Annotated in this window: 19 protein-coding genes; 4 read left to right on the forward strand and 15 right to left on the reverse strand. The window is 70.0% G+C overall.

The genetic code is table 11. The annotated features are described in order from the left end of the window. Positions 1-131: 131 nt before the first annotated feature. Positions 132-2,585 carry a CheR family methyltransferase gene (locus MKK58_RS25760; protein ID WP_409565323.1) on the reverse strand — a complete coding sequence of 818 codons (2,454 nt, stop codon included), beginning with the start codon at positions 2,583-2,585 and terminating at the stop codon, positions 132-134. Between the two features lie 153 nt (positions 2,586-2,738). After that, complete coding sequence (locus MKK58_RS25770; RefSeq protein WP_243915786.1) at positions 2,739-3,086, reverse strand: hypothetical protein; 348 nt, start codon at positions 3,084-3,086, stop codon at positions 2,739-2,741. Between MKK58_RS25770 and MKK58_RS25775 the strand changes: the two genes are divergently transcribed. Next, positions 3,085-3,339 (forward strand): hypothetical protein, encoded by a 255-nt coding sequence (locus tag MKK58_RS25775; protein WP_243915787.1) that lies wholly within the window; start codon positions 3,085-3,087, stop codon positions 3,337-3,339. The two genes, MKK58_RS25770 and MKK58_RS25775, sit on opposite strands and share 2 nt — an antisense overlap. 355 nt (positions 3,340-3,694) lie before the next feature. On the opposite strand, the gene trmD is transcribed toward MKK58_RS25775, so the two are convergent. Further along, positions 3,695-4,423, reverse strand: coding sequence for a tRNA (guanosine(37)-N1)-methyltransferase TrmD (trmD, locus tag MKK58_RS25780; RefSeq protein WP_243915788.1), 729 nt, complete (start codon positions 4,421-4,423; stop codon positions 3,695-3,697). Positions 4,424-4,494: 71 nt separating this feature from the next. On the opposite strand from trmD, the gene MKK58_RS25785 reads away from it, so the two are divergent. Both MKK58_RS25785 and MKK58_RS25790 read left to right on the forward strand, forming a co-directional pair. Continuing rightward, positions 4,495-5,241 (forward strand): methyltransferase domain-containing protein, encoded by a 747-nt coding sequence (locus MKK58_RS25785; RefSeq protein WP_243915789.1) that lies wholly within the window; start codon positions 4,495-4,497, stop codon positions 5,239-5,241. Between the two features lie 135 nt (positions 5,242-5,376). After that, positions 5,377-6,924, forward strand: coding sequence for a sensor domain-containing diguanylate cyclase (locus tag MKK58_RS25790; RefSeq protein ID WP_243915790.1), 1,548 nt, complete (start codon positions 5,377-5,379; stop codon positions 6,922-6,924). 17 nt (positions 6,925-6,941) lie between these two features. On the opposite strand, the gene rimM is transcribed toward MKK58_RS25790, so the two are convergent. From rimM to MKK58_RS25850, 12 genes are all read right to left on the reverse strand, one after another. After that, entirely contained in the window at positions 6,942-7,628 is a 687-nt protein-coding gene (gene rimM / locus MKK58_RS25795) for a ribosome maturation factor RimM (protein WP_243915791.1), read from the reverse strand. Between the two features lie 10 nt (positions 7,629-7,638). Further along, entirely contained in the window at positions 7,639-8,001 is a 363-nt protein-coding gene (gene rpsP, locus MKK58_RS25800; RefSeq protein ID WP_055957770.1) for a 30S ribosomal protein S16, read from the reverse strand. 112 nt (positions 8,002-8,113) lie between these two features. After that, on the reverse strand, positions 8,114-9,676 hold the full coding sequence (ffh, locus tag MKK58_RS25805; protein ID WP_243915792.1) for a signal recognition particle protein: 1,563 nt from the start codon (positions 9,674-9,676) through the stop codon (positions 8,114-8,116). A 38-nt stretch (positions 9,677-9,714) separates the two neighbouring features. Beyond that, the gene (locus MKK58_RS25810) at positions 9,715-9,939 is read right to left on the reverse strand and encodes a hypothetical protein (RefSeq protein ID WP_056475430.1); all 225 of its coding nucleotides are present in this window, start codon (positions 9,937-9,939) and stop codon (positions 9,715-9,717) included. A gap of 390 nt (positions 9,940-10,329) precedes the next feature. After that, on the reverse strand, positions 10,330-11,412 hold the full coding sequence (locus MKK58_RS25815) for a class I SAM-dependent methyltransferase (RefSeq protein WP_243915793.1): 1,083 nt from the start codon (positions 11,410-11,412) through the stop codon (positions 10,330-10,332). Next, positions 11,409-12,305, reverse strand: a complete 897-nt coding sequence (gene lgt / locus MKK58_RS25820) for a prolipoprotein diacylglyceryl transferase (RefSeq protein ID WP_243915794.1) — start codon at positions 12,303-12,305, stop codon at positions 11,409-11,411. The genes MKK58_RS25815 and lgt overlap by 4 nt, the downstream gene beginning before the upstream one ends. Before the next feature lie 104 nt (positions 12,306-12,409). After that, positions 12,410-14,560 carry a methyl-accepting chemotaxis protein gene (locus MKK58_RS25825; RefSeq protein ID WP_243915795.1) on the reverse strand — a complete coding sequence of 717 codons (2,151 nt, stop codon included), beginning with the start codon at positions 14,558-14,560 and terminating at the stop codon, positions 12,410-12,412. A gap of 163 nt (positions 14,561-14,723) precedes the next feature. Continuing rightward, on the reverse strand, positions 14,724-16,304 hold the full coding sequence (gene ilvA, locus MKK58_RS25830; RefSeq protein ID WP_313899303.1) for a threonine ammonia-lyase, biosynthetic: 1,581 nt from the start codon (positions 16,302-16,304) through the stop codon (positions 14,724-14,726). Between the two features lie 136 nt (positions 16,305-16,440). Then, positions 16,441-17,439, reverse strand: a complete 999-nt coding sequence (locus tag MKK58_RS25835; protein ID WP_243915844.1) for an asparaginase — start codon at positions 17,437-17,439, stop codon at positions 16,441-16,443. 211 nt (positions 17,440-17,650) lie between these two features. Next, positions 17,651-18,007: a diacylglycerol kinase gene (locus tag MKK58_RS25840; RefSeq protein ID WP_243915797.1), complete on the reverse strand. Its 357-nt coding sequence runs from the start codon at positions 18,005-18,007 to the stop codon at positions 17,651-17,653. A gap of 1 nt (position 18,008) precedes the next feature. Beyond that, a complete protein-coding gene (locus MKK58_RS25845; protein WP_243915798.1) occupies positions 18,009-19,055 on the reverse strand; it encodes an AbrB family transcriptional regulator in 1,047 nt (348 codons plus the stop codon). A 47-nt stretch (positions 19,056-19,102) separates the two neighbouring features. Continuing rightward, the gene (locus tag MKK58_RS25850) at positions 19,103-20,077 is read right to left on the reverse strand and encodes a LysR substrate-binding domain-containing protein (RefSeq protein WP_243915799.1); all 975 of its coding nucleotides are present in this window, start codon (positions 20,075-20,077) and stop codon (positions 19,103-19,105) included. 151 nt (positions 20,078-20,228) lie between these two features. Here MKK58_RS25850 and MKK58_RS25855 point away from each other — a divergent pair, with 151 nt between their 5' ends. Then, a complete protein-coding gene (locus MKK58_RS25855) occupies positions 20,229-21,818 on the forward strand; it encodes a catalase (protein WP_243915800.1) in 1,590 nt (529 codons plus the stop codon). Positions 21,819-21,900: the final 82 nt, after the last annotated feature.

The following is a 21,900-nucleotide window of genomic DNA, read 5'->3' on the forward strand; positions in this document are numbered from 1 at the left end:
ACGCTCGAACCACACATCCGCGCTGGTGATCGAAACAGGACGCCTGGTGCCCTCCGGCACGGGGCTCGCCGCGAGCCTTCGCCCTCGCTCGAACCCATGGGACCCGTGGCGGACGCGGTGATCTTCCGGGATCAGACGCTCTTCGACAGATCGGTGAAGCTCGCGATCACCCCAGGCATCTTGGAACCCCGCCGTGTCGAGACCGTCAACCGGACCTGGTAACGCGCACCGTCCACCCCCTCGATGATCCGCTCCGAGAGCCGGTTTTCCGCCAGAACGATCTGGATCTCGTCCCGAAGCCAGGTCAGAGGGATTGGGGCCGAGAAATTGCGCAAGGACCGGCCCACGTCGCTGGGCTGAAGGCCGAAGATCTGGGCCGCCGCATTCGTGAACATGCGAATGCGCAGGTCCGGCGTCAGCAGCACGCTCGCGAGATCGATGCCCTCGAAGAGCAGGGCTTGATCCTCATTCATCTGATCGAGCGCCTCGATCTTCGAGGCAAGCTCGGCGTTGACGGTATGAAGCTCCTCGTTGAGCGACTGGGTTTCCTCCTTGGAGGCCTCCAGTTCCTCGTTTGCCGCCTGCATTTCCTCGTTGACGGAGTAGAGTTCCTCATTCGAGGACTTCAACTCTTCGAGGGAGGTCTCGTACTCCTCGACAACCGATTGAAGCCGTTCGCGCGTGTTGCCGAGTTCGCGCTCCAGGCGCTGGATGACCGCATCCCGCTCGTTCGCTTCCAGGGCCTGCTGCCGCTCCTTCTCGATGGGAGCGGCGGCTTCGTTGAACACGACCAGGAACAACGGTTCCTTCTCGATCTGGGTATGAAGCGGATTGATGACGAGGGAGATCGTCTGAACGCGCCCGTCGGGACGTTCGGCACTGAGACCGCTGCGCACGACACGCTTGTTGCCCTCGATCGCCTCGCGCAGGGCCGTGCGCAGTTCCAGGCGCAGCCCCTTGCGGGCCATCGCGGCCAGTTCGCGTGTCGGCTGGCCCGGGGCAACCTCCAGATGATCGCCGATCCGGGACGAGTAGTGCACGGCTTCGCCCGTCCGGGTCACCACGGCGTGGGGCGGTGTGAACTCGGACAGCATCTGGGCCTCGACGGCGTGGCGCAGGGCCGTGTGTGCCGTCGCATTCCGACGCCGCTGCTGTCCTGCGCCGGCGAAGGGGGGCGCGTCGAGGCCAGCCATAGCCGGCAACCGGACGGGCGGGATCGTGTCGCGCGCCTGGAAGATGCGATGGCGCTTGTCGACGGTGTCGAACAGGTCCTCGAATCGCGTGACGTTCTCGGCCATCCCGATGAACAGATAACCGCGCGGACGCAGGGCGTAGTGCAGGATCGGCATCAGATGCTGCTGGGCTTCGGCCCCGAGGTAGATGAGCAGATTGCGGCACGAGACGAGATCGAGGCGGGAGAACGGGGGATCACGCAGGACACTGTGCGGAGCGAAGGTGCAGATGTCCCGCACGGCCCTGCCGATCACGGCGCTCTCGCCGTCGATGACGAAATGGCGCGCGATCCGCTCGGGCGAGACGGATTCCAGGTAACCCATCGGGTAGCGGCCGATCCGGGCGACGGTCAGGGAGCGGTCGTCGATGTCGGTGGCGAAGATTTGCACGCGTGGGGCTGTCTCCAGCATCTCCATGTGCTCGCGCAGCAGGATCGCGAGGGAGTAGACCTCTTCGCCGGTCGAGCAGGCCGGAACCCAGATTCGGATGACGTCGCGGTCCGTGCGGCCCTCGAACAGCTTCGGGATGACCTGTAGCGCGAGGGATTCGAAGGCGGCCTGGTCGCGAAAGAAGTTGGTCACGCCGATCAGCAGATCCCGAAACAAGGCCCCGACTTCCGACGGGTCCGCGTGCAGCAGCTTGAGGTATTCGACCGGGCCGGACGCGCCGCTGACGCCGATCCGCCGTTGCAGACGACGCACGAAGGTACTGGGTTTGTAGCCCGAAAAGTCATGGCCGACCTGTCGGCGCAGGATGGCATAGCTCTTCATCAGCATATCGGCGTCGATGTCTTGTTCCGCCGGAGCGGTGCGGGCATCCGAGCCCCGGGCGCCGCCTTCGAAGGTGTACGCCGCGATCCGGTCGCCCATGCGTTCGGCCGGTTCTCCGAAATCGATGAAACCGGTCCGCATGGCGCTGAGGGGCATGCTGGGCGTCTCCGGCCCACTGTCGTCCGCGGTTTGCGCCAGAGTCAGGCCGCCATGCTCCTTGATGACCTTGATGCCGATGGCCCCGTCCCCGTCTCCTCCAGACAGGATCACCCCGGCGGCGCATTCACCCTGATCTTGCGCCAGGGCCGTCAGGAAGATGTCGATCGGCTTGGTCTCACGGCCCTCCGACCCCAGGGGGCGTACGGACAGGCGACCGCCGCGGATCCCGATCGTCGAACCGGGGGGCATGACGTAGACGTGGTCCGGCCGGACCAAAACATCGTCGACGGCGACCTCGACCGTCAACGGGGTGAGTCGGGCCAGAACCTCCGGCAGCAGGCTCTCACGTCCCGGGCTGAGATGGGTCACCACGACGAAGGCCGCGTGGAGCGTCTCGGGTAGCCCGTTGAAAAACCCCCGCATCGCCTCGATGCCCCCTGCGGAGGCGCCGATGCCGACGATCAAGAATTGGTCCGGTCCCAACACGGCATTCCAATCGCTGCAGGTCCTCGCCCCGGAGAACTGCCGTAGATGAGCGTTCCGTCCGCTTGACGTCGAATCAGGATCGCGCGCCGATCAGTCGTCCCGTGTGGCCTCCTGCACCACGTAGGCGAAACAACGTGCGCGCGCTTCCGGGCTCTTCAGTCGCACGAAAAGGCGTAACAAGGCCATGACCTGAGCCGGATCATCCCCTCCGACGTCGAGGGTTTCGATGCCCGGCATCGCGTGCGGTTCGGTCGCCAGGAAGGTTTCGATGGGGACGCCGAGTGTCCTGGCGATGCGCGTCAGCGTCCTTGCCTGAGTGTCGTCCTGTGGATTATCGCCGGTCATAGGTTCGGTGCCGATCTCCGCGACGCGGCGCTCAATGGACAGCCGCGCCGGCTGAGATCGGTCCGGCCGCACTCGCGATGCGACGACCGACATGGTGCAGGACGCAGCCGAGAAGAGCCTGGGTCCGGGCGTCGGTCTCCTCCTCCGCGGCTTCGTAGGCTTCCAGGAGACATTCGACCAAATGCTTCGAGGGCGCGGGCTCATCATCCGGGAGAGGCGATCGATCCGTGACCGGAAGCGGCTGCTCGCGGGAGCGCTGAATGAGTTCGCGCGATGTTTTGAGTACCCGTCGCGTTTCTTCGGCAGCGGCGCGCAGTTCGCGAGCGATTTCGAGGCTGCGATTTAATCGCTCGAACTGGTCATTCATCTGTACGCAGACCTCTGGTGTTCGATAAACTGCACATCGAAAACGACGCGACCAGAACCAGAATGCGCTGAATTACCAGGTGATGCAAACGTGATCTTCTTCGGTGTCGCGGGCTCGGACGGGCCTGTTCCACCGGTTTGAGCGAGGGCGAGGCCAGGCCTGGAGCAGCCGGTCCCGAAGGTTCGTCCGGCCGGGGTTGCGGGCTCAACCCGGATCGACGGTCCTTGAAACAGGAGCCAGCGTTCGCCCGGACCGCAGGTCTCCTCGGGGATCGCGCCCCGAGTCCACTCGGAGACGGCTCCATGGTCGGCCACTGCGCGTCAGGTTCTCCGCATCAGTCCTCGGACGGAGCCAGCAGGTCCGGCCGGCGCTCGCGCGTGAGGCGCAAGGCCTCGGCGCGACGCCATTTCGCGATGGCGCCGTGGTTGCCACCGGTGAGCACGTCGGGAATCGCCCGGCCCTCCCAGTCGCGGGGTCGGGTGTAGTGCGGATATTCGAGGTGGCCTGCCTCGAAGCTCTCCTCCTCGCCCGAGGCCACCTTGCCCATCACGCCCGGCAGGAGGCGGATGCACGCGTCGAGGAGCACCAGGGCGGCGATCTCGCCGCCGGACAGGATGTAATCGCCGATCGAGACCTCCTCCAGGCCGCGCCCCGCGATGACGCGCTCGTCCACGCCCTCGAAGCGGCCGCAGACCACGACGAGGCCCGGCCCCGCGCTGAGGGCGCGGACGCGCGCCTGCGTGAGGGGCTTTCCGCGCGGACTCATCAGCAAACGGGGCCGCGGATCGTTGCCCGGTGCCGCGGCGTCGATGGCGGCACCGAGCACGTCGCAGCGCAGGACCATGCCGGCGCCACCCCCGGCCGGGGTGTCGTCCACCGCCCGGTGACGGCCGAGGCCGTGCTCGCGGATGTCGCGCGCCTCCAGCGCCCAGGTGCCCCGCGCCAGGGCGTCCCCGGAGAGCGAGGCGCCGAGGGGCCCGGGAAACATGGCCGGGTAGAGAGTGAGGATGGTGGCGGTCCAGGGCGGGGTCGCCGGGGTCTGGGCGGGATTCTCGGGGGTCATGCCGCTTGATGGCGCCTCGCCCCGCGCGCGGTCAACGTGGCACCGAAGGGCCGGCGCGCGGTTGTCCCTGCATGATCCGTTCCGCGCTCGCCTTCCTCTGTGTCCTGACACTCACGCCGGCGCTCGCTGCCGAGCCCCTCGGTCCGCCCGGCGCGCCGGCGGCCGACTTCCCCAGGCCCGACCGGCCCGTCGCAGAGATCGTCGCCCCCCTCTGGGCCTCCGAGAAGCAGCGCGACGCGGTGGATGAGGTCGGGCAGGTCGCCCGGCTCATGGGTATCGCCCCCGGCGAGAGTGTCGCCGATATCGGCGCGGGCAGCGGCTACTACGTGATGCGCCTCGCCGCGCGCGTCGGCCCCCAGGGCCGCGTCTACGCGCAGGACGTGACGCCGCGCTACATCGCCGACCTGGAGGCACGGATCGCGAAGGCCGGCGTGACGAACGTCACCGTCGTGCGCGGGGAGCCGCACGACCCCCGGCTGGCGCCGGGCTCGCTGGATGCCGCCGTGCTGGTTCACATGTACCACGAGATCGTCCAGCCCTTCGGCCTGCTGCACAACCTCGCCGTCGCGATGCGGCCCGGCGGCCGCGTCGGCATCGTCGACGCCGACGACGTCCCCGCGCGGCACGGGACGCCGCCCGCGCTCCTGGCATGTGAGTTGAGCGCCGCCGGCTACCGCCAGACCGGCTTCACCACCCTGACGGGGGGCGTCGGCTACCTCGCGACCTTCGAGGCCCCCGCGGCCGAGGCGCGCCCGGACCCCCGCGCGATCAAGCCGTGCCGGGACGAGACCACCCGCCGGAGCAACGGCCGCCGGTGAGAGCGGCCCTCCGACGAGACAGTTCCGCCGGTCTGTGTGCGTGAATCCAGGCCCGTCGTGGAAGCGGGCGACGGTCGATTAGGGTTTGTCGTGCGAAATGGCCGCAGACCCCGAACCGATGCTCCAGCGGCACCGATGCGCCTGTCATCTCGAACCGACCGGTGGCTGTCCGCCTCCCGGACCTGGAACGTCCTCGGCATCCTCGCGCCGATCGGCATGCTCCTGATCTGCGGGCAGATGCTCCTCGACATGCGCAACGACGCCTGGGACAAGGCCACCCAGACGTCACGAAACCTGCTCCAGGTGATCGAGCGCGATATCGCCCGCAACGTCGAGATCATCGATCTCTCGCTGCGCGCCGTCGTCGACAACCTGTCGGCCCCGGGAATCTCGGAGATCAGCCCGGAGCTGCGCCAACTGGTTCTGTTCGACCGGGCCGCGACCGCCACCGACATGGGGGTGGTGCTCGTCCTGAACGAGAAGGGCGATACCGTCGTCGATTCGCACGCGGTCCCCGCCCGCCGTCTCAACAACGCCGACCGTGACTATTTCCGCGCGCATGCGGCGCATGCGGATCTCGGCCTCGTCATCAGCCGGCCGGTCACATCCCGCCTGGTCGGCGTTCCGGTCATCGTCCTGAGTCGACGCATCACCAAGCTGGATGGGAGCTTCGGCGGGATCGTCTCGGCCTCCCTCAAGCTTTCCTATTTCACCCGGCTGTTCGCGAATATCGGTCTCGGTCCGCGGGGTGCGATCAACCTGTACCTGCGCGACGGCACCCGGCTCATGCGCCATCCCCTCGCGGCGGCCGATATCGGTGCGGACGTGTCCGGTTCGGCGACCTTCCAACACTTCCTGAAGGCCACGCACGGCACCTTCGTCGGCGATTCGCTGCGCGATGCAGGCCAGCGCCTCTACGCGTATACGAGCGTCGGCGACCTGCCCCTCATCGTCAACGTCGCCCTCGCCGTGGAGGAGATCGACGCGCAGTGGCGCACCAAGGCCCTCGTCATCGGCCTGATGGTGCTCGCCCTGTGCGGCCTGACCATCGGCCTCTCATTCCTGTTCGGATGTGAACTGCGGCAGCGCACGCGGATGCAGGCGGAGCTCGCCCGCCTCTCGCTGACCGATGCCCTCACCGAATTGCCGAACCGCCGCCGCTTCGAGGACGAGATCGCCAGGGCCTGGACGGGACCGGCCGATCCGGTGGCGGTGCGCTCCCTGCTCGTCGTCGATGTCGATTACTTCAAGGCCATCAACGACCGCTACGGCCATGGGATCGGCGACGCGGTCCTGCGGGGGCTCGCCGCCTGCCTCTCCGCGAGCATCCGCCGGCCGGGCGATCTCGTCTGCCGGATCGGCGGCGAGGAGTTCGTGCTGCTGCTTCCGGACACGGACGAGGTGGGCGCGCTGCGGATCGCCGAGGCGGTGCATGCGGAGGTGGCCACCCTCGGCATCGCGTCGGCCGGGATTCGGCCGGGGTCGATCACCGTCAGCATCGGCCTCGCCAGCACCCTAGGGTCCGCGACCGGAACCGTGGCGCCCGCAGACCTCTACCAATTCGCCGACATCGCGCTGTACGCGGCAAAGGCCGCCGGCCGCAACCGGACTCATATCGCCGTGCCGCGTCGAAACCCGCCGATGAGCCAGGAGATCGCGGCGCAATGGGTCGGGGCTGCCTGAAACGGCGGCCGGGCCGTTCAGACCGGCTCGTTGGGTGGGCGGGGACCGGCCGGGACGAACAGATCCTCGGGCGGATCGACCACCACCCGGCCTTCTGCGATCGCGAGCACCGGCACGAAGGCCTTCGTGAAGGGCAGGAGGGCGGTGGCGCCGCCGAGCGCCGGCTTGATCTCGAGGAGATCGCCGCCGCCGTAATTCGGCACGTCCGCCACGGTGCCGAGCACCACGCCCTGCGTGTCGACCACGGTCAGGCCGACGAGGTCCGCCGTGAAGAATTCGTCCTCGTCCTCCGTGGCGCCGAGGCGCTCGCGGGGCAGGTAGAGGGCGACGCGGTTCAGCGCTTCTGCGCCGGTCCGGTCCGCCACACCCTTCACGCGCACGACGAGGAGGTCGGGGGAGCTGCCACCGGCCTGGCGGATGTCGGTAAACTCGATGCGGCGGCCGTCGCTGGCGATCAGCGGCCCGTAGGTTCCGATGGCCTGCGGGTCGCCGGTGTAGGATTTCAACCGGACCTCGCCGTTGAGACCGTGCGCGCGCCCGAACTCGCCCATGCGGACGAGGCTCGGGTCGGTCTCCGGCAGGGCGGCGGGATCGTCCGGCCGCGGACGGTGGGCCGAGGTGGCCGCATCGCTGCCGATGCGGCCCGGCCGGGCACGGCGGCCGCCGTCACCGTGGGGAGTGGTGCCTCCGGGACGGCGGGCCATGCGAGGGCCCTCAGGCCGCGGCGTCTTCGGCCGGGGCGGCGGCCTTCTCGGCGCGCTTGGCGGCGCGCTCCTTGGCCTTCTCGCCCGGCTCGGCCTTCTGGGGGTTGTTGCGCGCGGGGCGCTTGGCGAGGCCGGCGGCGTCGAGGAAGCGCAGGACGCGGTCGGTGGGCTGGGCGCCCTTGGCGAGCCAGGCCTGGATCTTGTCGGCCTCGAGCACGATGCGGGCCGGATCGTCCTTGGCCTTCATGGGATCGTAGACGCCGACCTTGTCGATGAAGCGGCCGTCGCGGGGAGCGCGGGCGTCGGCGACGACGATGCGGTAGTACGGGCGCTTCTTGGCGCCGCCACGGGTGAGACGAATCTTGAGGGACATGTTTGACTCCGAAGGATAGGTGTTCTGGTGACCTCGAGCGAGGGGCGCGTAGTGAGTAGGGAAGCGGGCCGGCGGGGCACCGCTTCGCTATTCGCTAAGCCCCCGTTCGCCCCTACTTCTTCTTCCCGAACGGGAAACCGCCGAGACCCGGCAGGCCGCCGGGGCCCTTGGGACCCCCGAGCCCGGGCAGGCCCGGCATCTTGCCCCTGAGGCCCGGAGGCATCGGGGGGAGCTTGCCGCCGAGCTGCTTCTGCATGTCGGCGATCATTTCCGGCGTCGGCTCCGGCATGCCGGGGGGCAGGCCGGGCATGCCGCCCATCCCACCGCCGCCACCCATGCCGAACATCGAGCCGAGGGCCTGCCCGATGCCGCGCTTGCCCGAACCCATCGCCTTCATCATGTCGGCCATGGTCCGGTGCATCTTGAGGAGCTTGTTGAGCTCCTCCACCTTCGTCCCCGAGCCCGCGGCGATGCGCTTCTTGCGGGAGTTCTTGAGGATGTCGGGATTCTTGCGCTCCTGCGCGGTCATCGACGAGATGATGGCCCGCTGACGGGCGAACATCTTCTCATCGAGGTTGGCGTTCTCGACCTGCTTCTTGATCTGACCCATGCCCGGGAGCATGCCCATCAGGCCGCCGATGCCGCCCATCTTCTCCATCTGGGCGAGCTGCATGGACAGGTCGTCGAGGTCGAACTTGCCCTTGCGCATCTTCTCCGCGGTGCGGAGCGCCTGCTCGTGGTCGATGGTCTCGGCCGCCTTCTCCACGAGGGAGACGATGTCGCCCATGCCGAGGATGCGGTTGGCGACGCGGGAGGGGTGGAACTCCTCCAGGGCGTCGACCTTCTCGCCGGTGCCGACGAGCTTGATCGGCTTGCCGGTGACGGCGCGCATCGAGAGCGCGGCGCCACCGCGCGAATCGCCGTCCATGCGGGTCAGCACGATGCCGGTGACGCCCAGGCGCTCGTCGAAGGCGCGGGCGGTGTTCACCGCGTCCTGGCCGGTCAGCGCGTCGGCGACGAGGAGCACCTCGTGCGGGTTGGTGGCGGCCTTGACCTCGGCCGCCTCCGCCATCAGCGCCTCGTCGAGGGTGATGCGGCCGGCGGTGTCGAGCATGACCACGTCGAAGCCGCCGAGGCGGGCGGCGTCCATGGCGCGGCGGGCGATCTGCACCGCCGACTGGCCGGCCACGATCGGCAGGCTCTCGACCTCGACCTGCTTGGCCAGGATCGCGAGCTGCTCCATCGCCGCCGGGCGGCGGGTGTCGAGGGAGGCCAGCAGCACCCGGCGCTTGTCGCGGGCCACCAGCCGGCGCGCGATCTTGGCGGTGGTGGTGGTCTTGCCCGAGCCCTGCAGGCCGACCATCAGGATGGCGACGGGCGCAGGGGCGTTCAGGTCGATGACGCTCGCATCCGAGCCGAGCATCGCCACGAGTTCGTCGTTGACGATCTTGACGACCATCTGGCCGGGGGTGACCGACTTCAGGACGATCGCGCCGACCGCCTTCTCGCGCACCTTCTCGGTGAAGCCGCGCACCACCTCGAGGGCGACGTCGGCCTCCAGCAGGGCGCGCCGGACCTCGCGCAGGGCCGCGGTGACGTCGGCCTCGGTCAGCGCGCCGCGGCGCGTGAGGCCGGAGAGAATCCCGGAGAGGCGATCGGACAGGCCTTCGAACATGCGTCAGGCTCCCTGGACCGGCATCGTCATCGGGTGACTCACTGGTTGACGCCCGCGCTCTCCGCCCGGCGCGCCTGGAGCGCGTCCTCGAAGCCGCGGATCGCCTTGGCGAACTTGTCCCGGCATTCCGGGTTGCAGAAGCCCACCACCGCGCCGTTGTAGAGGGTCAGCGAGTCGGCCGCGATCGGCTTGCCCGACCAGGGGCAGGTGTCGTTCACCGCATCCTCGATGCGCAGGGTCGTGTTCGCGGCAGCGTTGGGCATCGGGACTCGACGACGACGGGTGAAGCGGGGCCGACGTCCTGTTCCCCAACGCGAAGCTCGCCCGAGGGCGCATCGCGCTGTCGGGCGTTGACCTCCGGCCTCGCAGGGCCGGTCGGCGTTCGTGGTGACGATCAGACCGTCGAATGAATAGGGAGGCGGTTAGTCCGACGGCGGGGCCAAGTCAAGTTTTGCGATTGAAGGGCAGGGCTTCCACGTTCTTCCTGCGGTTCCGCCACGCTGCGCGGTTTCGTCGGCGTCGCCAGCCCCATCATCGCGTGTTCGGCCATGGATGCCCAGGTCTTCGCGGCGCTTCTCTACCCGATCCGCGCCTCGGCGCTGGGCCTCGGCACGCTGTGGCTGGCCCGGCGGAACCCCTGACGCGGCTCGGCTTCAGCGCCCCGCTGCCGGAAGCCCCGGCAGCGCCGTCAACGTCGCGTCCGAGAACGCCATCGCCTTGAACAGGCTGCCCATGCCGCGCCGGGACGGGTCGGTCAGGCGGGTCGCCGCCGCCGTGATCGCGTCGCGCTGTGCCGGTGACGCGTCTCGTCCCAGTCGCTCGGCCCGCTCGCGCAGACCCAGGGCGAGGAGGAAGTCGCGCTGGTCGACGGGGCCGTGCAGGATCGCGCCTTCGCCGGCCGCGGCGCGGCCGAGGGCGGTAAAATCCACGTGGGTGGTGAGGTCGGCCTCGCCGGGGGCGGCGAGCGACGGGACGAAGGCGTGGCCGCGCAGAGCCTGGAGCGTATCGCCGAAGCCCGGCCGGACATGGCCGTAATCGATGGCCAGCACCGCGCCCCGGTCGGCAACGATACGGCGGGCGAGGCCGCGCACGGTGTCGAGGGCCGCGCCCGGCAGGGTCATCAGAACGCCGGTGGGGCCGCTGGCGGCGATGCGGGTGTCGGGCTCGGCCGCGAGGCCGAAGGCGAGGGCGCCGCCATCCGCCGAGAGGCCGACGAGGCGCTCGAACCAGCCGCGCTCGGCGCGCTGGAACTGCCGCACGGGCAGGGCGTCGAAGAATTCGTTGGCGACGACCAGGGTCGGGCCGTGCGGCAGCGTCTCGAGGGTCTCGTGCCAAGTCGGGGCGGCGCCCGAAAGGCGGGATTCCTGTTCGGCCCGGAGCACCGGGCTCGTCTCGACGAGGTGCAGGGCCGGGCGCAGGGCCGGCGCGGCGCGGGACAGGGCCCGCAGCGCGTCCTGCATCAGGGTGCCCCGGCCGGGTCCGAGTTCCACCAGGGCGAGGTCGGCCGGCGCGCCCATGGCGCCCCAGCTCGCAGCGAGCCAGACCCCGATCAGTTCGCCGAACATCTGGCTGATCTCGGGGGCGGTGACGAAGTCGCCCCGCGCCCCGAGGGGGTCGCGGGTGCGGTAGTAGCCGTGCACGGGGTGGCCGAGGCAGAGGCTCATGTAGCGGTCGAGGCCGATCGGGCCGGAGGCCAGGATCTCGTCGCGGATCTCGGCGAAGAGCGGGCTCGTCACGCCGCGTCGGCCTTGGCGGGCGACACGGGTACGTCCTCCACGGCCACGCGGGGGCGGGTGGTGCCCCTGAGAGCCAGGACGATCGCACCGATGCCGACGAGCGCCATCGGCACGCACAGCACCATCCCCATGGTGATGCCGCCGGTGGACCAGGTCCCGGTGCCGAACAGGTAGCCGAGCTGGCGGTCCGGCTCGCGGAAGAACTCGCAGAACGTCCGGCTGAGCGCGTAGCCGAGGACGAAGATCCCGCCCATCAGGCCGGGCTTGCGGAAGCCGCTGGCGCGCACCGCGATCAGCATCACGACGAACAGCAGCGCGCCCTCGGTGGCCGCTTCGTAGAGCTGGCTCGGGTGGCGGGGCAGGGGACCGCCGGTGGGAAACACGATGGCGTAGGGGAAGTCCGGCGCGATGCGGCCCCAGAGCTCGCCGTTCACGAAATTGGCGATGCGCCCGAAGAACAGGCCGATCGGCACCACCACGGCGGCGAGGTCGAGGAGGGTGAGGGATTGGAGCTTGCGGGCGCGGGCGAACAGCACCATCGCCAGCACGGCGCCGAGGAAGCCGCCGTGGAAGGACATGCCGCCGTTGCGGATGGCCAGGATCTCGATGGGGTCGGCGAGGTAGAGCGGCAGGTTGTAGAACAGCACGTAGCCGATGCGCCCGCCGAGGACGACGCCGAGCGCCACCCAGACGATGAGGTCGTCGATGTCGTTCAGGCTCGGGCGCCGCACCACGCCCCAGTAGCGGTCCGCCGCCACCAGCCGGCGGGCGTAGTACCAGCCGCCGAGCAGGCCTACGATGTAGGCGAGGGCGTACCACTTGATGGTGATCGGCCCGATCGCCACCGCCACCGGATCGATGGCGGGGAAGGGCAGGGCGAGGAGCGGCGGCATCGGCGAGGGGTCCCGGTTGAGCCGGGGCATTGGGCCCGACCCCGCCGGGGGGTCAAGACCGGCGGATGCCGCCGGCCCATGCGGTCACGGCTCCGCCGGTGTCCTCAGGCCGCCCGGACGGTGGCGAGGAAGCCCGCGACCTCCGTGCGCAGCTGCTCGGACTGGCGGGAGAGGTCGGCCGATGCGCGCTGGACCTGGTCCGCCGTCGCGCCGGCCTCGGCGGCCGAGAGCGCCACGGCCTCGATGTCGTGGCTCATGGCGCCGGTGCCCGAGGACGCCTCACCCATGTTGCGCACGATCTCCTGTGTCGTCACGCCCTGCTCCTCGACCGCGGCGGCGATGCTGCCGGTGACGACGTTCATGCTCTCGATCCGCGTCACGATGCTGCGGATCGCCCCCGTGGCGCCGGTGGTGGCCGAGCGGATGGCGTCGACCTGACCGGCGATCTCGGTGGTGGCCCGGCCGGTCTGCTCGGCGAGGTTCTTCACCTCGGCGGCGACCACGGCGAAGCCTCGCCCGGCCTCGCCCGCGCGGGCCGCCTCGATGGTGGCGTTCAGCGCCAGAAGGTTGGTCTGGCTGGCGATCTGCGACACGAGGCCGACGACGTCGCCGATCCGGGTTGCGGCATCCGACAGCGTCTGCATGGTCGCGGCGGTCCGCCCCGCCTCCTCGACGGCCTGGGTGGACATGGTGGAGGCCTGCTCCACCTGCCGGCCGATCTCGCTGACGGTGGCGCCAAGTTCCTCGGCGGCCGCCGCCACCGCGTTGACGTTGCCGGCGGTCTCCTGGGCGATCACCGCCACGGATGTGGAGCGCCGCGCCGTGCCGGCCACCGCCTCCGTCATGCCGGCGGCGGCACCCTGCAGGTCGGTTGACGCCTGCGAGACGGTGCCGACGATGCCGCCGACCGAGCGCTCGAAGCGGTCGGCGAGGTCGCGCAGCAGGGCGCGGCGCTCGGTCTCCTCCCGCAGGCGGGCGGCCTCGGTGGTCTTCAACTGCTGAGCGGCCTCCTCCAGGGAGATGTCCCGAATGGTGACGACGGCTCGGGCGATGTCGCCGATCTCGTCGGCGCGGCGGCTGCCCGGCACCTCGGCCAGGGTCTCGCGGCGGGCGAGGGCCTGGAGCGCGCGGGTCAGGGCGCCGAGGGGGCCCACGATGCTCCGGGCGAAGAGAAGCCCGAGGAGCGTCGTCACGGCGAGGACCGCGAGCGCCGTCGCCGTCAGGGCCTTCGTCAGCGTGCCCACCGCCGCCAGGGTTTCCTCCTCCGCCTGCTCCGCGACGATCGTCCAGGGAGCGCCGAGCACCGAGACCCGGGCGGTCGCGACCATCCGGTGGCCGCTGCCGTCCGTGTAGGTGAAGGGGCGCTCGCCCGCGAGGTCGGCCTTGTCGAGGCCCAGCGCCGTCGCGGGCTTGCCGGCTGTAACGGAGCGGGACAGGGGCGGGTTGCTGCGCAAGGTGCCGTCCGCGCCGATCGCCATGACCTGACCCGTCTCTCCGAGGCCGCCGCGATCCGAGAGGGTCCGGTCGAACAGGGCGGGCGTCAGGCGCAGGAGAACGAAGCCGATGCGCGACGCCTCCTGGCCGGTGCCCATGGCGACGTTGGCGCGGCGGGCGATGGACCGGCCGATGAAGGCGGAGGGAGCCGCTTCCGCCGGGTAGGCGGCGTAATCCTCGTAGAGCGTCGCGTCGGCATCGGCGCTCTTAAGGCGCGCCACGAGGCGGGCGAGCCCCGTCGCGGCGAACTCGGGCTCGGTGAGCGAGCGGCCGAAATCGGCCCCCTTGGTGGTGGTGTAGACGATGCGGCCGTCCTCGGAGACGAAGACGAGGTCGGCATAGCCGGGCCGCTCCAGGAGCTTGCGGGCGACCTCCTGCACCTTGGCGTGGCGCCGCCCGTACATCGTGCCCGCCGCCTCGGCGCCGAGGCGCGCCTCGCGGGTGGCGCCCTCCGTGTAGGTCCGGACGAGGCCGGCGAAGTCGGCCTTGGCCGGGTCGAGGGCTTCGACGAGGTCGCCAAAATTGCCGCCGACCTGCGGGTTGCCGGCCAACGTGACAAGGTCGCCGCCGACCCGCTCGGCCACCAGCTCGATCCCGGCCTTGCGGGCCGAGGCCGCGAATTGCAGGCGCTCCTGGGCGGCGTCGGTGAGGCCCGACCGGGCGCTGTACCAGCTCAGTCCCCCCATCACGCTGGCACTGACGAGGGCCAGCCCGACGGTGATCGCCGGCAAGCGGACGTTGAGGCTGGTGAGACGCGGCATTCGGGACGACCGGTGAGAGGTTCGGGCGTCCCTCTTATGCAGAAAACCTCAATTAAAACTTTCGCGATTTCCTATCGCTTAAGCATTCAAAATACCACGGGCCTCGATCATCGCGGACCGCGCCCGATCCCGGGGCGCGATGTCTCGGTTCGACTGTCCGGCCTCAGGCCGCCGCGCCGGCCGGGCCACGACCATCGTCGAGGAACATCCGGTAGGCCGGGTTGTCGGTCTCGTCGACGCAGGGGTAGTGCAGCGCCTCGATGGCCGCATCGAAGCGGGCGCGCTCGGCCGGCGGCACGTCGATGCCCGCGAGCACACGGCCGTAATCGGCGCCGTGGTTACGGTAGTGGAACAGGGTGATGGCGAAGCCGTCGCCCAGCGCGTCGAGGAACTTCATCAGCGCCCCTGGACGCTCGGGGAACTGGAAGCGGTAGAGGCGCTCGTCGGCGAGGCCGGTGGCGCGCCCGCCGACCATGTAGCGGATGTGGACCTTGGCCATCTCGTTGTCGCTCATGTCGACGGCGCGGTAGCCGGCAGCCTTCAGCGAGTCGATGAGGGCGTGCTTCTCGCGCAGGCCGCCCGCGAGGTTGATGCCGACGAAGATCTGCGCGTCGGCGCCGGCCGCGTAGCGGTAGTTGAACTCGGTGATCGCCCGGGGGCCGAGGGTCTGGATGAAGGCGCGGTAGGCGCCGGGCCGCTCCGGGATGGTGACGCCGAGAAGGACCTCGCGCTGCTCGCCGATCTCGGCGCGCTCGGCGATATGGCGCAAGCGGTCGAAGTTGAGGTTCGCTCCGCTGGAGATCGCCACCAGAGTCCCTGTCCCGCCCTCCTGGCGGGCGGCGTAGGCCTTGGCGCCGGCCAGCGCCAGGGCGCCCGAGGGCTCCGAGATGGCGCGGGTGTCGTCGAAGATGTCCTTGACCGCCGCGCACATGGCGTCGGTGTCGACGGTGATGACCGCGTCGAGGAATTCGCGGCAGAGCCGGAAGGTCTCCGCACCCGCCTCCCGCACGGCGACGCCGTCGGCGAAGAGGCCGACGGTCGGCAGCACCACGCGCTCGCCGGCGGCGAGCGCCGCGGCCATGCAGGCGGCGTCGTCGGGCTCGACGCCGATGACCTTGGTCTCGGGCCGGAGATACTTGACGAAGGTGGCGATGCCGGCCGCGAGCCCGCCGCCGCCGACGGGGACGAAGATCGCCTCGATCGGCCCGGAATGCTGGGTCAGGATCTCCATCCCGATGGTGCCCTGGCCGGCGATGACGTCCGGATCGTCGAAGGGATGCAGGAAGGTGAGCCCGTCGCGCGCCTCGAGTTCGCGGGCATGGCCCAGGGCCTCGTCGAAGGCGTCGCCGAACAGGATGACCTCGGCGCCCCGGGCCCGGCAGGCATCGACCTTGATCGCCGGGGTGGTGCGCGGCATCACGATCACGGCGCGCACGTTCAGCCGGGCGGCGGCGAGCGCCACGCCCTGCGCGTGGTTGCCGGCGGAGGCGCAGACGACGCCCTTCGCCAGGAGCTCCGGGGCGAGGCCCGACATCTTGTTGTAGGCGCCGCGCAGCTTGAACGAGAAGACCGGCTGCAGATCCTCGCGCTTGAGGAGCACCGGACGGGCGAGGCGCGCCGACATGCGCGGCATCGGGTCCAGGGGGCTCTCGATGGCGACGTCGTAGACGCGGGCGGTGAGGATCTTGCGGATGTAGTCGGTCAAGGAGACACGGGCTCCGGCGGTGGTGCGGCGCGGTGAGATTCGCTCCGCACATAGGCGCTTGGCGCGCGAGAAGCGAGCGAGGCGCTGTCGCGGGCCGCCGGCCCGGTCCCGTTCCGCGACGGCGGCGCGGGCGCCGTCCGTCACGGGATCGCGGCTCGGACCCGCGCCGTTGACCCTACTTGTCGAACAGGGCCTGAAGTGCCGCGCGGTCCTTGGTCTTCGGGAGCGCGATCAGGGTCAGGATCCGCGCCTTGTCCGGCGTCAGGTTGTCCGCGAAGACGGCGCCGGCCTTCAGCAGCGTGTTGCCGCCCCCCTTGAAGCCGTACACGGGCAGGGCGCGGCCGTTATAGACCTTGGTGGCCACGATGACCGGCACGCCCTTGCCGATGACATCCACGATCGCGTCGTGCATCTCGGCGTTCATGTTGCCCCAGCCATAGGCCTCGACAACGATGGCCTCCGCGCCGGTCTCGGCCGCATGGCGCACCTGGCTGCCGTCGGCACCCGCATACATCGCCACCAGATCGACCCGGGGCATCCGGTCGGGCAAGGGCAGCGTCTGCCGGCGCAGCGACTTGCGGCTGAACACCACCCGATCCTCGTCGACGTAGCCGAGGAAGCCCGCATCGCCGGAATTGAAGGTCTCGACGTTGCTCGTATGCGTCTTGCGCACCTCGCGGGCGGCGTTGATGTGGTGGTTGAGCGTCACCGTGACGCCCATGCCGGTCGAACCGTCGGCGAGGATCTGCCGGGCCGCGTTGAGGAGGTTGCGGGACCCGTCCGAATCCCAGTCGGAGGCATTGCGCTGGGCGCCGACCAGCACGACGGGCTTGTCGCTCTTCACGGTGAGGTCGAGGAAGTAAGCGGTCTGGTCGAGCGTATCGGTGCCGTGCAGGACGATGGCGCCGCGGATCGCGGGATCGGCCAGGATCTCGTCGATCTTGCGCGACAGGCCGGGCCAGCGGTCCGGTCCCATGTAGTCGCTGGGGACGTTGCTGAACTCCGTCACGGTGATCGCGGCGATATCCTTGAGCTTCGGCACCGCCGCGACGAGATCCTCGCCCGAGAGGGCCGGCACCGGCGCATGGGTGGTGGGGTCGAGCTTCATCGCGATCGTACCGCCGGTCGCGATCACGGCGATCTTCGGCAAGTCGGCCGCACCCGCAGGATGCATGAGGAGAAGAAAACCACTCAAGCCGAAGAGTGTTTGTCTCAGGATTGCGGCGACCGCCATGAACGCACCTCGGATGATTCAGGTCGTTCCATCGAGGATCGACCGGGCACGCAGGGTTGGAGGACCGCGTCGTCCCTGTCCAGGGCGCGGCGGCCGACCTTTCATCACGCGACCCGTCTGTTTCTTCTGCCCAGGTCTTTCGCCGAGCCGGTCAGGGGTGATCCGACAGCCGCTCGACCAGCGCCGCGATCCAGACCAGGGCCGCGATGCCCTGCGCCGAGAAGGTGCCGGCGGAGGCGAGGTCCTTGACGATGCCGATCTTCGGGTGATGGCCCGGATGGAGGTGGTCGCAGAGCTTCTCCACCGCCGTGTTCAGGAATTCGGCCGCGAGCATCAGCAGCAGGGTCGCCACCAGGGCCACCCGGACCCAGAGGCCGGAGCCCAGGACCAGCGCCAGGGGCAGGCCGAGCAGGAGGAGCGCGAGTTCGAGGCGCACCGCCCGCTCCGTCCGGGCGCCGTGCACGAGGCCGCGCCAGGAATTCAGGAAGGCGAGGTAGAGGGCGTGCATGTCAGGCCGCCGGGGCGCTGCGGGCGATCCACTTCGCCAGGACGGGACCCGTCACCAGCACCACGAACAGCCGCAGCGTCTGCACCGCGAGGACGAAGGAGACGTCGACCTTCGAGCCCACCGCGATGATCGCCACCGAGTCGAGGCCGCCGGGGCTCGTGGCGAGGTAGGCCGTGAGGAAGTCGATGGGGAGCAGGAAGGTCAGGCCGTAGGCCCAGCCGCCGCACAGCGCGATGACGCCGAGGGTGGCGACGACGATGCCCGGCATGGCGCTGAGGGTCTCGCGCAGGGTCTCGCGGCGGAAGCGCAGGCCGACATACCAGCCGATGGTCGCGTAGGCGAGGTCGAGGACCGGCATCGGCAGCGCCATGGAGACCAGGCCGGAGGCGTGGAGCGCGGCCCCGAGGAGCATCGGCCCGGTCAGCGCGAAGGCCGGCAGGCGCAGGAGCTTGGCCAGTCCGGCGCCGCAGGCGGCGACCGCGAGGGTCGCCAGGAGCGCGAGGGGCGCCACCCGCGCGGGGTCGGGGGGCGGCACGACGTTGGAGACGTCGGTGAGCAGTCGCGCCATGATGGAGGCCGAGAGCACCACCGCCACCACTCGCACGTACTGCATGAAGGCGACGAGGCGCGGGTCGGCGCCGTACTCCTCCGACATCGCCACCATGGCGGCCGCCCCGCCGGGCGACGAGCCCCAGGCGGCGGTGGAGCCCGGCAGGATGCGCAGGCGCGTCAGGGCCCAGCCCACCGCGCCCCCGACCAGGACGGTGACCAGCACGACGGCGAGGATGAGGAAGCCGTCATCCACCACGGTGCCGACGATCTCGCCCGTCACGGTGTGGGCCACGAGGCAGCCGATCATCGCCTGGGCGGCCTGGAAGCCGAATTTCGGCACGGACAGGTTGGCGCCCCCGACCCCGAAGGCGATGGCCGCCACCATCGGCCCGAGCAGGAGGGCCGCCGGGAAATGCGCGTGATCGAGGGCGTAGGCCAGGAGGCCGGAGGCGCCGAGGAGAGCCGCCCAACGGCCGATGAAGCGCAGTGAGAGCACGGTGATGCCGGAGAATTGCCGGGCAGGACCGCCCGTTGCGCCGGGCGCTACACCGGATCGGCCACGCTGTCACGGCGCGCCGTGCGCGGACGCGGCATGCCGTCGTCGCGGCAGGCGGTGGTGCCCGCTGGGGCGTGGGCACGGAAGAACGCGGCGAGATGCGCGAGCCCGTCGGCCCGCGGGTCGCTGGTGCGCCAGGCCAGCGCCACCGTGCGGCCGGGGCCGTCCACGTCGAAGCTGCGCGTCACCGTGAGGCCGCTCGGATCGGGGCCCGAGGGCACCGCGAGTGCGGGCAGCAGGGTGTAGCCGGCCCCTGCCGCCACCATGGAGCGCAGGGTCTCCAGGCTGGTGGCGTGGCGCCCGGCGGCCGAGCCGGCGCCGCAGGCGGCCACGGTCTGGTCGCGCAGGCAATTGCCCTCGTCGAGGAGCAGGAGGTCCGGGCCGGCGATGTCGGTGGCCCGCAGCGCCCCGCCCCGGGCGAGGGGGTGCTCGGCCGGGCAGGCGAGCTGGAACGGCTCGACGAAGAGGGGCGAGACGGTGAGGCCCGAGGCCGGCACCGGCAGGGAGACCAGGGCCGCATCGATGCGCCCGTTGCGCAGACCCTCCAGGATCTCGGCCGTGCGCGCCTCGCTCAGCGCCAGGGCCACGAGTGGAAACTCCTGGCGCAGGGTGCGCAGGATCAGGGGAAACAGGTAGGGCCCGAGGGTCTGGATCGCCGCCAGGACGAGGCGGCCGGTGAGGGGGGCTCCGCGGCCCTCGCTCGCCAGCACCAGCAGGCGCTGGGCCTCCGCCATCACGATGCGGGCCTGCCGCACGATGGTCTGGCCGGCGGGGGTGAGCATCACCCGGCGGTTGCCGCGCTCGAACAGGGCGAGGCCGAGAAGGTCCTCCAGCTTGCGCACCTGGACGCTGAGGGTCGGCTGGCTGACGTTGCAGCGCTCGGCGGCTCGACCGAAATGCATCTCCTCGGCGACGGCGACGACGTATTCGAGATCGCGCAGGGAGAGGCCGGATAGATTCATAGGCTATGCCTATCATCATGTTCGCAACGATGCATTGGCCAAATGATGCGGGGCGGGTCATAAGGCTGTCTCAGAACCATTCCAGGTTTCTAAGACAGGGTCTGGACGCGGCCACCGCCGCGTCGGCCCTATCCGAGCGAGAGAGCACCGCATGAGCGATCAGCGCCCGATTCTCACCACCCGCCAGGGCCATCCGGTTCGCGACAACCAGAGCACCCGCACGGTTGGCGAGCGCGGCCCGGCGACCCTTGAGAACTACCAGTTCATCGAGAAGATCACCCATTTCGACCGTGAGCGGATTCCCGAGCGCGTGGTGCATGCCCGCGGCGCCGGTGCGCACGGCTACTTCGAGGCCTATGGCAAGATCGGCAACGAGCCGGCCTCCAAGTACACCCGCGCCCGCGTCCTCAACGAGACCGGCGTGAAGACGCCGATGTTCGTGCGCTTCTCGACCGTGGCCGGCGCCAAGGAGTCGCCTGAGACCGAGCGTGACCCGCGCGGCTTCGCGGTGAAGTTTAAGACCGTCGACGGCAACTGGGATCTGGTCGGCAACAACCTCAAGGTCTTCTTCATCCGCGACGCGATCAAGTTCCCCGACATGATCCACGCGTTCAAGCCGGACCCGGTGACGAACCGTCAGGAGGCATGGCGCTTCTTCGACTTCGTGGCCCAGCACCCCGAAGCGATCCACATGGTGACCCACCTGAAGTCGCCCTGGGGCATTCCCGCCAACTATCGCGAGATGGAGGGCTCGGGCGTCAACACCTACAAGCTGGTCAACGACCAGGGTGAGGCCGTGCTCTGCAAGTTCCACTGGGAGCCCAAGCAAGGCATCCGCAACCTGACCTCGGCCCAGGCCTCCGAGATCCAGGCCAAGGACGTGGGCCACGCCACCCGTGACCTCTACGACAACATCTCCAAGGGCAACTTCCCCGAGTGGGAGTTCTGCGTGCAGATCATGCCCGATGGCCCGAACGACCACCTGTCGTTCGATCCCCTCGACGACACCAAGCTGTGGCCGGTGGAGGACTTCCCGCTCCTGCCGGTGGGCCGCATGGTGCTCGACCGCGTGCCGGACAACTTCTTCGCGGAAGTCGAGCAGTCGGCCTTCGGAACCGGCGTCCTCGTGGACGGCATCGACTTCTCGGACGACAAGATGCTCCAGGGGCGCACGCTGTCCTACTCGGACACGCAGCGCTACCGCGTCGGCGCCAACTACCTCCAACTGCCGATCAATGCGCCTCAAGCAGGCGTGAAGGTCTACTCGAACCAGCGCGACGGCCAGATGACCTTCGGCGTCGACGGCACCGGCCCGAACCGCCACATCAACTATGAGCCCTCGACGCTCGCCGAGGGCCTGCGCGAGGCGCCGAAGCCCGCGAAGGACTACCACCAGCCGGTGCAGGGCAACCTCGGCCGTTACCAGACCTCGCGGACCGAGGACGACTACACCCAGGCCGGCGTGCGCTACCGTTCGTTCCAGGATTGGGAGCGCGACGACCTGATCGCCAACCTCGTCGGCGACATGAAGCAGTGCCCGGAGCCCATCCAGCTGCGGATGGTCTGGCACTTCCTGCATGCGGATGAGGATTACGGCCGCCGCGTCGCCGAGGGTGCGGGCATCGACCTTGAGAAGGCTCGAGCCCTGCCGGCGCTGCCGGGCCGCGCCGCCCCGGGCAAGCGCCTCCAGGCCGAGACCTACACGGACGGCAGCCAGGCCCACAGCATCGCTGCCGAGTAACCCTCGGGTTCGATCACGAAGAAGCCCCGCAGGGTCCACGACCCTGCGGGGCTTCTTGCGTTCTGCGGACCCGCGCGGCCCG

It is taken from the genome of Methylobacterium sp. J-078 (assembly GCF_022829285.1).
Classification (GTDB): domain Bacteria; phylum Pseudomonadota; class Alphaproteobacteria; order Rhizobiales; family Beijerinckiaceae; genus Methylobacterium.

Bases quoted from the DNA above. Each gene is read 5' to 3' on its own strand.
- MKK58_RS25850 (WP_243915799.1), bottom strand. From the start codon at position 20,077: ATGAATCTATCCGGCCTCTCCCTGCGCGATCTCGAATACGTCGTCGCC.
- MKK58_RS25840 (WP_243915797.1), bottom strand. From the start codon at position 18,007: ATGCACGCCCTCTACCTCGCCTTCCTGAATTCCTGGCGCGGCCTCGTG.
- MKK58_RS25810 (WP_056475430.1), bottom strand. From the start codon at position 9,939: ATGCCCAACGCTGCCGCGAACACGACCCTGCGCATCGAGGATGCGGTG.
- MKK58_RS25835 (WP_243915844.1), bottom strand. From the start codon at position 17,439: ATGCATCCTGCGGGTGCGGCCGACTTGCCGAAGATCGCCGTGATCGCG.
- MKK58_RS25825 (WP_243915795.1), bottom strand. From the start codon at position 14,560: ATGCCGCGTCTCACCAGCCTCAACGTCCGCTTGCCGGCGATCACCGTC.
- MKK58_RS25760 (WP_409565323.1), bottom strand. From the start codon at position 2,585: ATGCGGGGGTTTTTCAACGGGCTACCCGAGACGCTCCACGCGGCCTTC.
- MKK58_RS25775 (WP_243915787.1), top strand. From the start codon at position 3,085: ATGGTGCAGGACGCAGCCGAGAAGAGCCTGGGTCCGGGCGTCGGTCTC.
- trmD (WP_243915788.1), bottom strand. From the start codon at position 4,423: ATGACCCCCGAGAATCCCGCCCAGACCCCGGCGACCCCGCCCTGGACC.
- MKK58_RS25785 (WP_243915789.1), top strand. From the start codon at position 4,495: ATGATCCGTTCCGCGCTCGCCTTCCTCTGTGTCCTGACACTCACGCCG.
- MKK58_RS25770 (WP_243915786.1), bottom strand. From the start codon at position 3,086: ATGTCGGTCGTCGCATCGCGAGTGCGGCCGGACCGATCTCAGCCGGCG.
- lgt (WP_243915794.1), bottom strand. From the start codon at position 12,305: ATGCCGCCGCTCCTCGCCCTGCCCTTCCCCGCCATCGATCCGGTGGCG.
- MKK58_RS25790 (WP_243915790.1), top strand. From the start codon at position 5,377: ATGCGCCTGTCATCTCGAACCGACCGGTGGCTGTCCGCCTCCCGGACC.
- rpsP (WP_055957770.1), bottom strand. From the start codon at position 8,001: ATGTCCCTCAAGATTCGTCTCACCCGTGGCGGCGCCAAGAAGCGCCCG.
- ffh (WP_243915792.1), bottom strand. From the start codon at position 9,676: ATGTTCGAAGGCCTGTCCGATCGCCTCTCCGGGATTCTCTCCGGCCTC.
- rimM (WP_243915791.1), bottom strand. From the start codon at position 7,628: ATGGCCCGCCGTCCCGGAGGCACCACTCCCCACGGTGACGGCGGCCGC.
- MKK58_RS25855 (WP_243915800.1), top strand. From the start codon at position 20,229: ATGAGCGATCAGCGCCCGATTCTCACCACCCGCCAGGGCCATCCGGTT.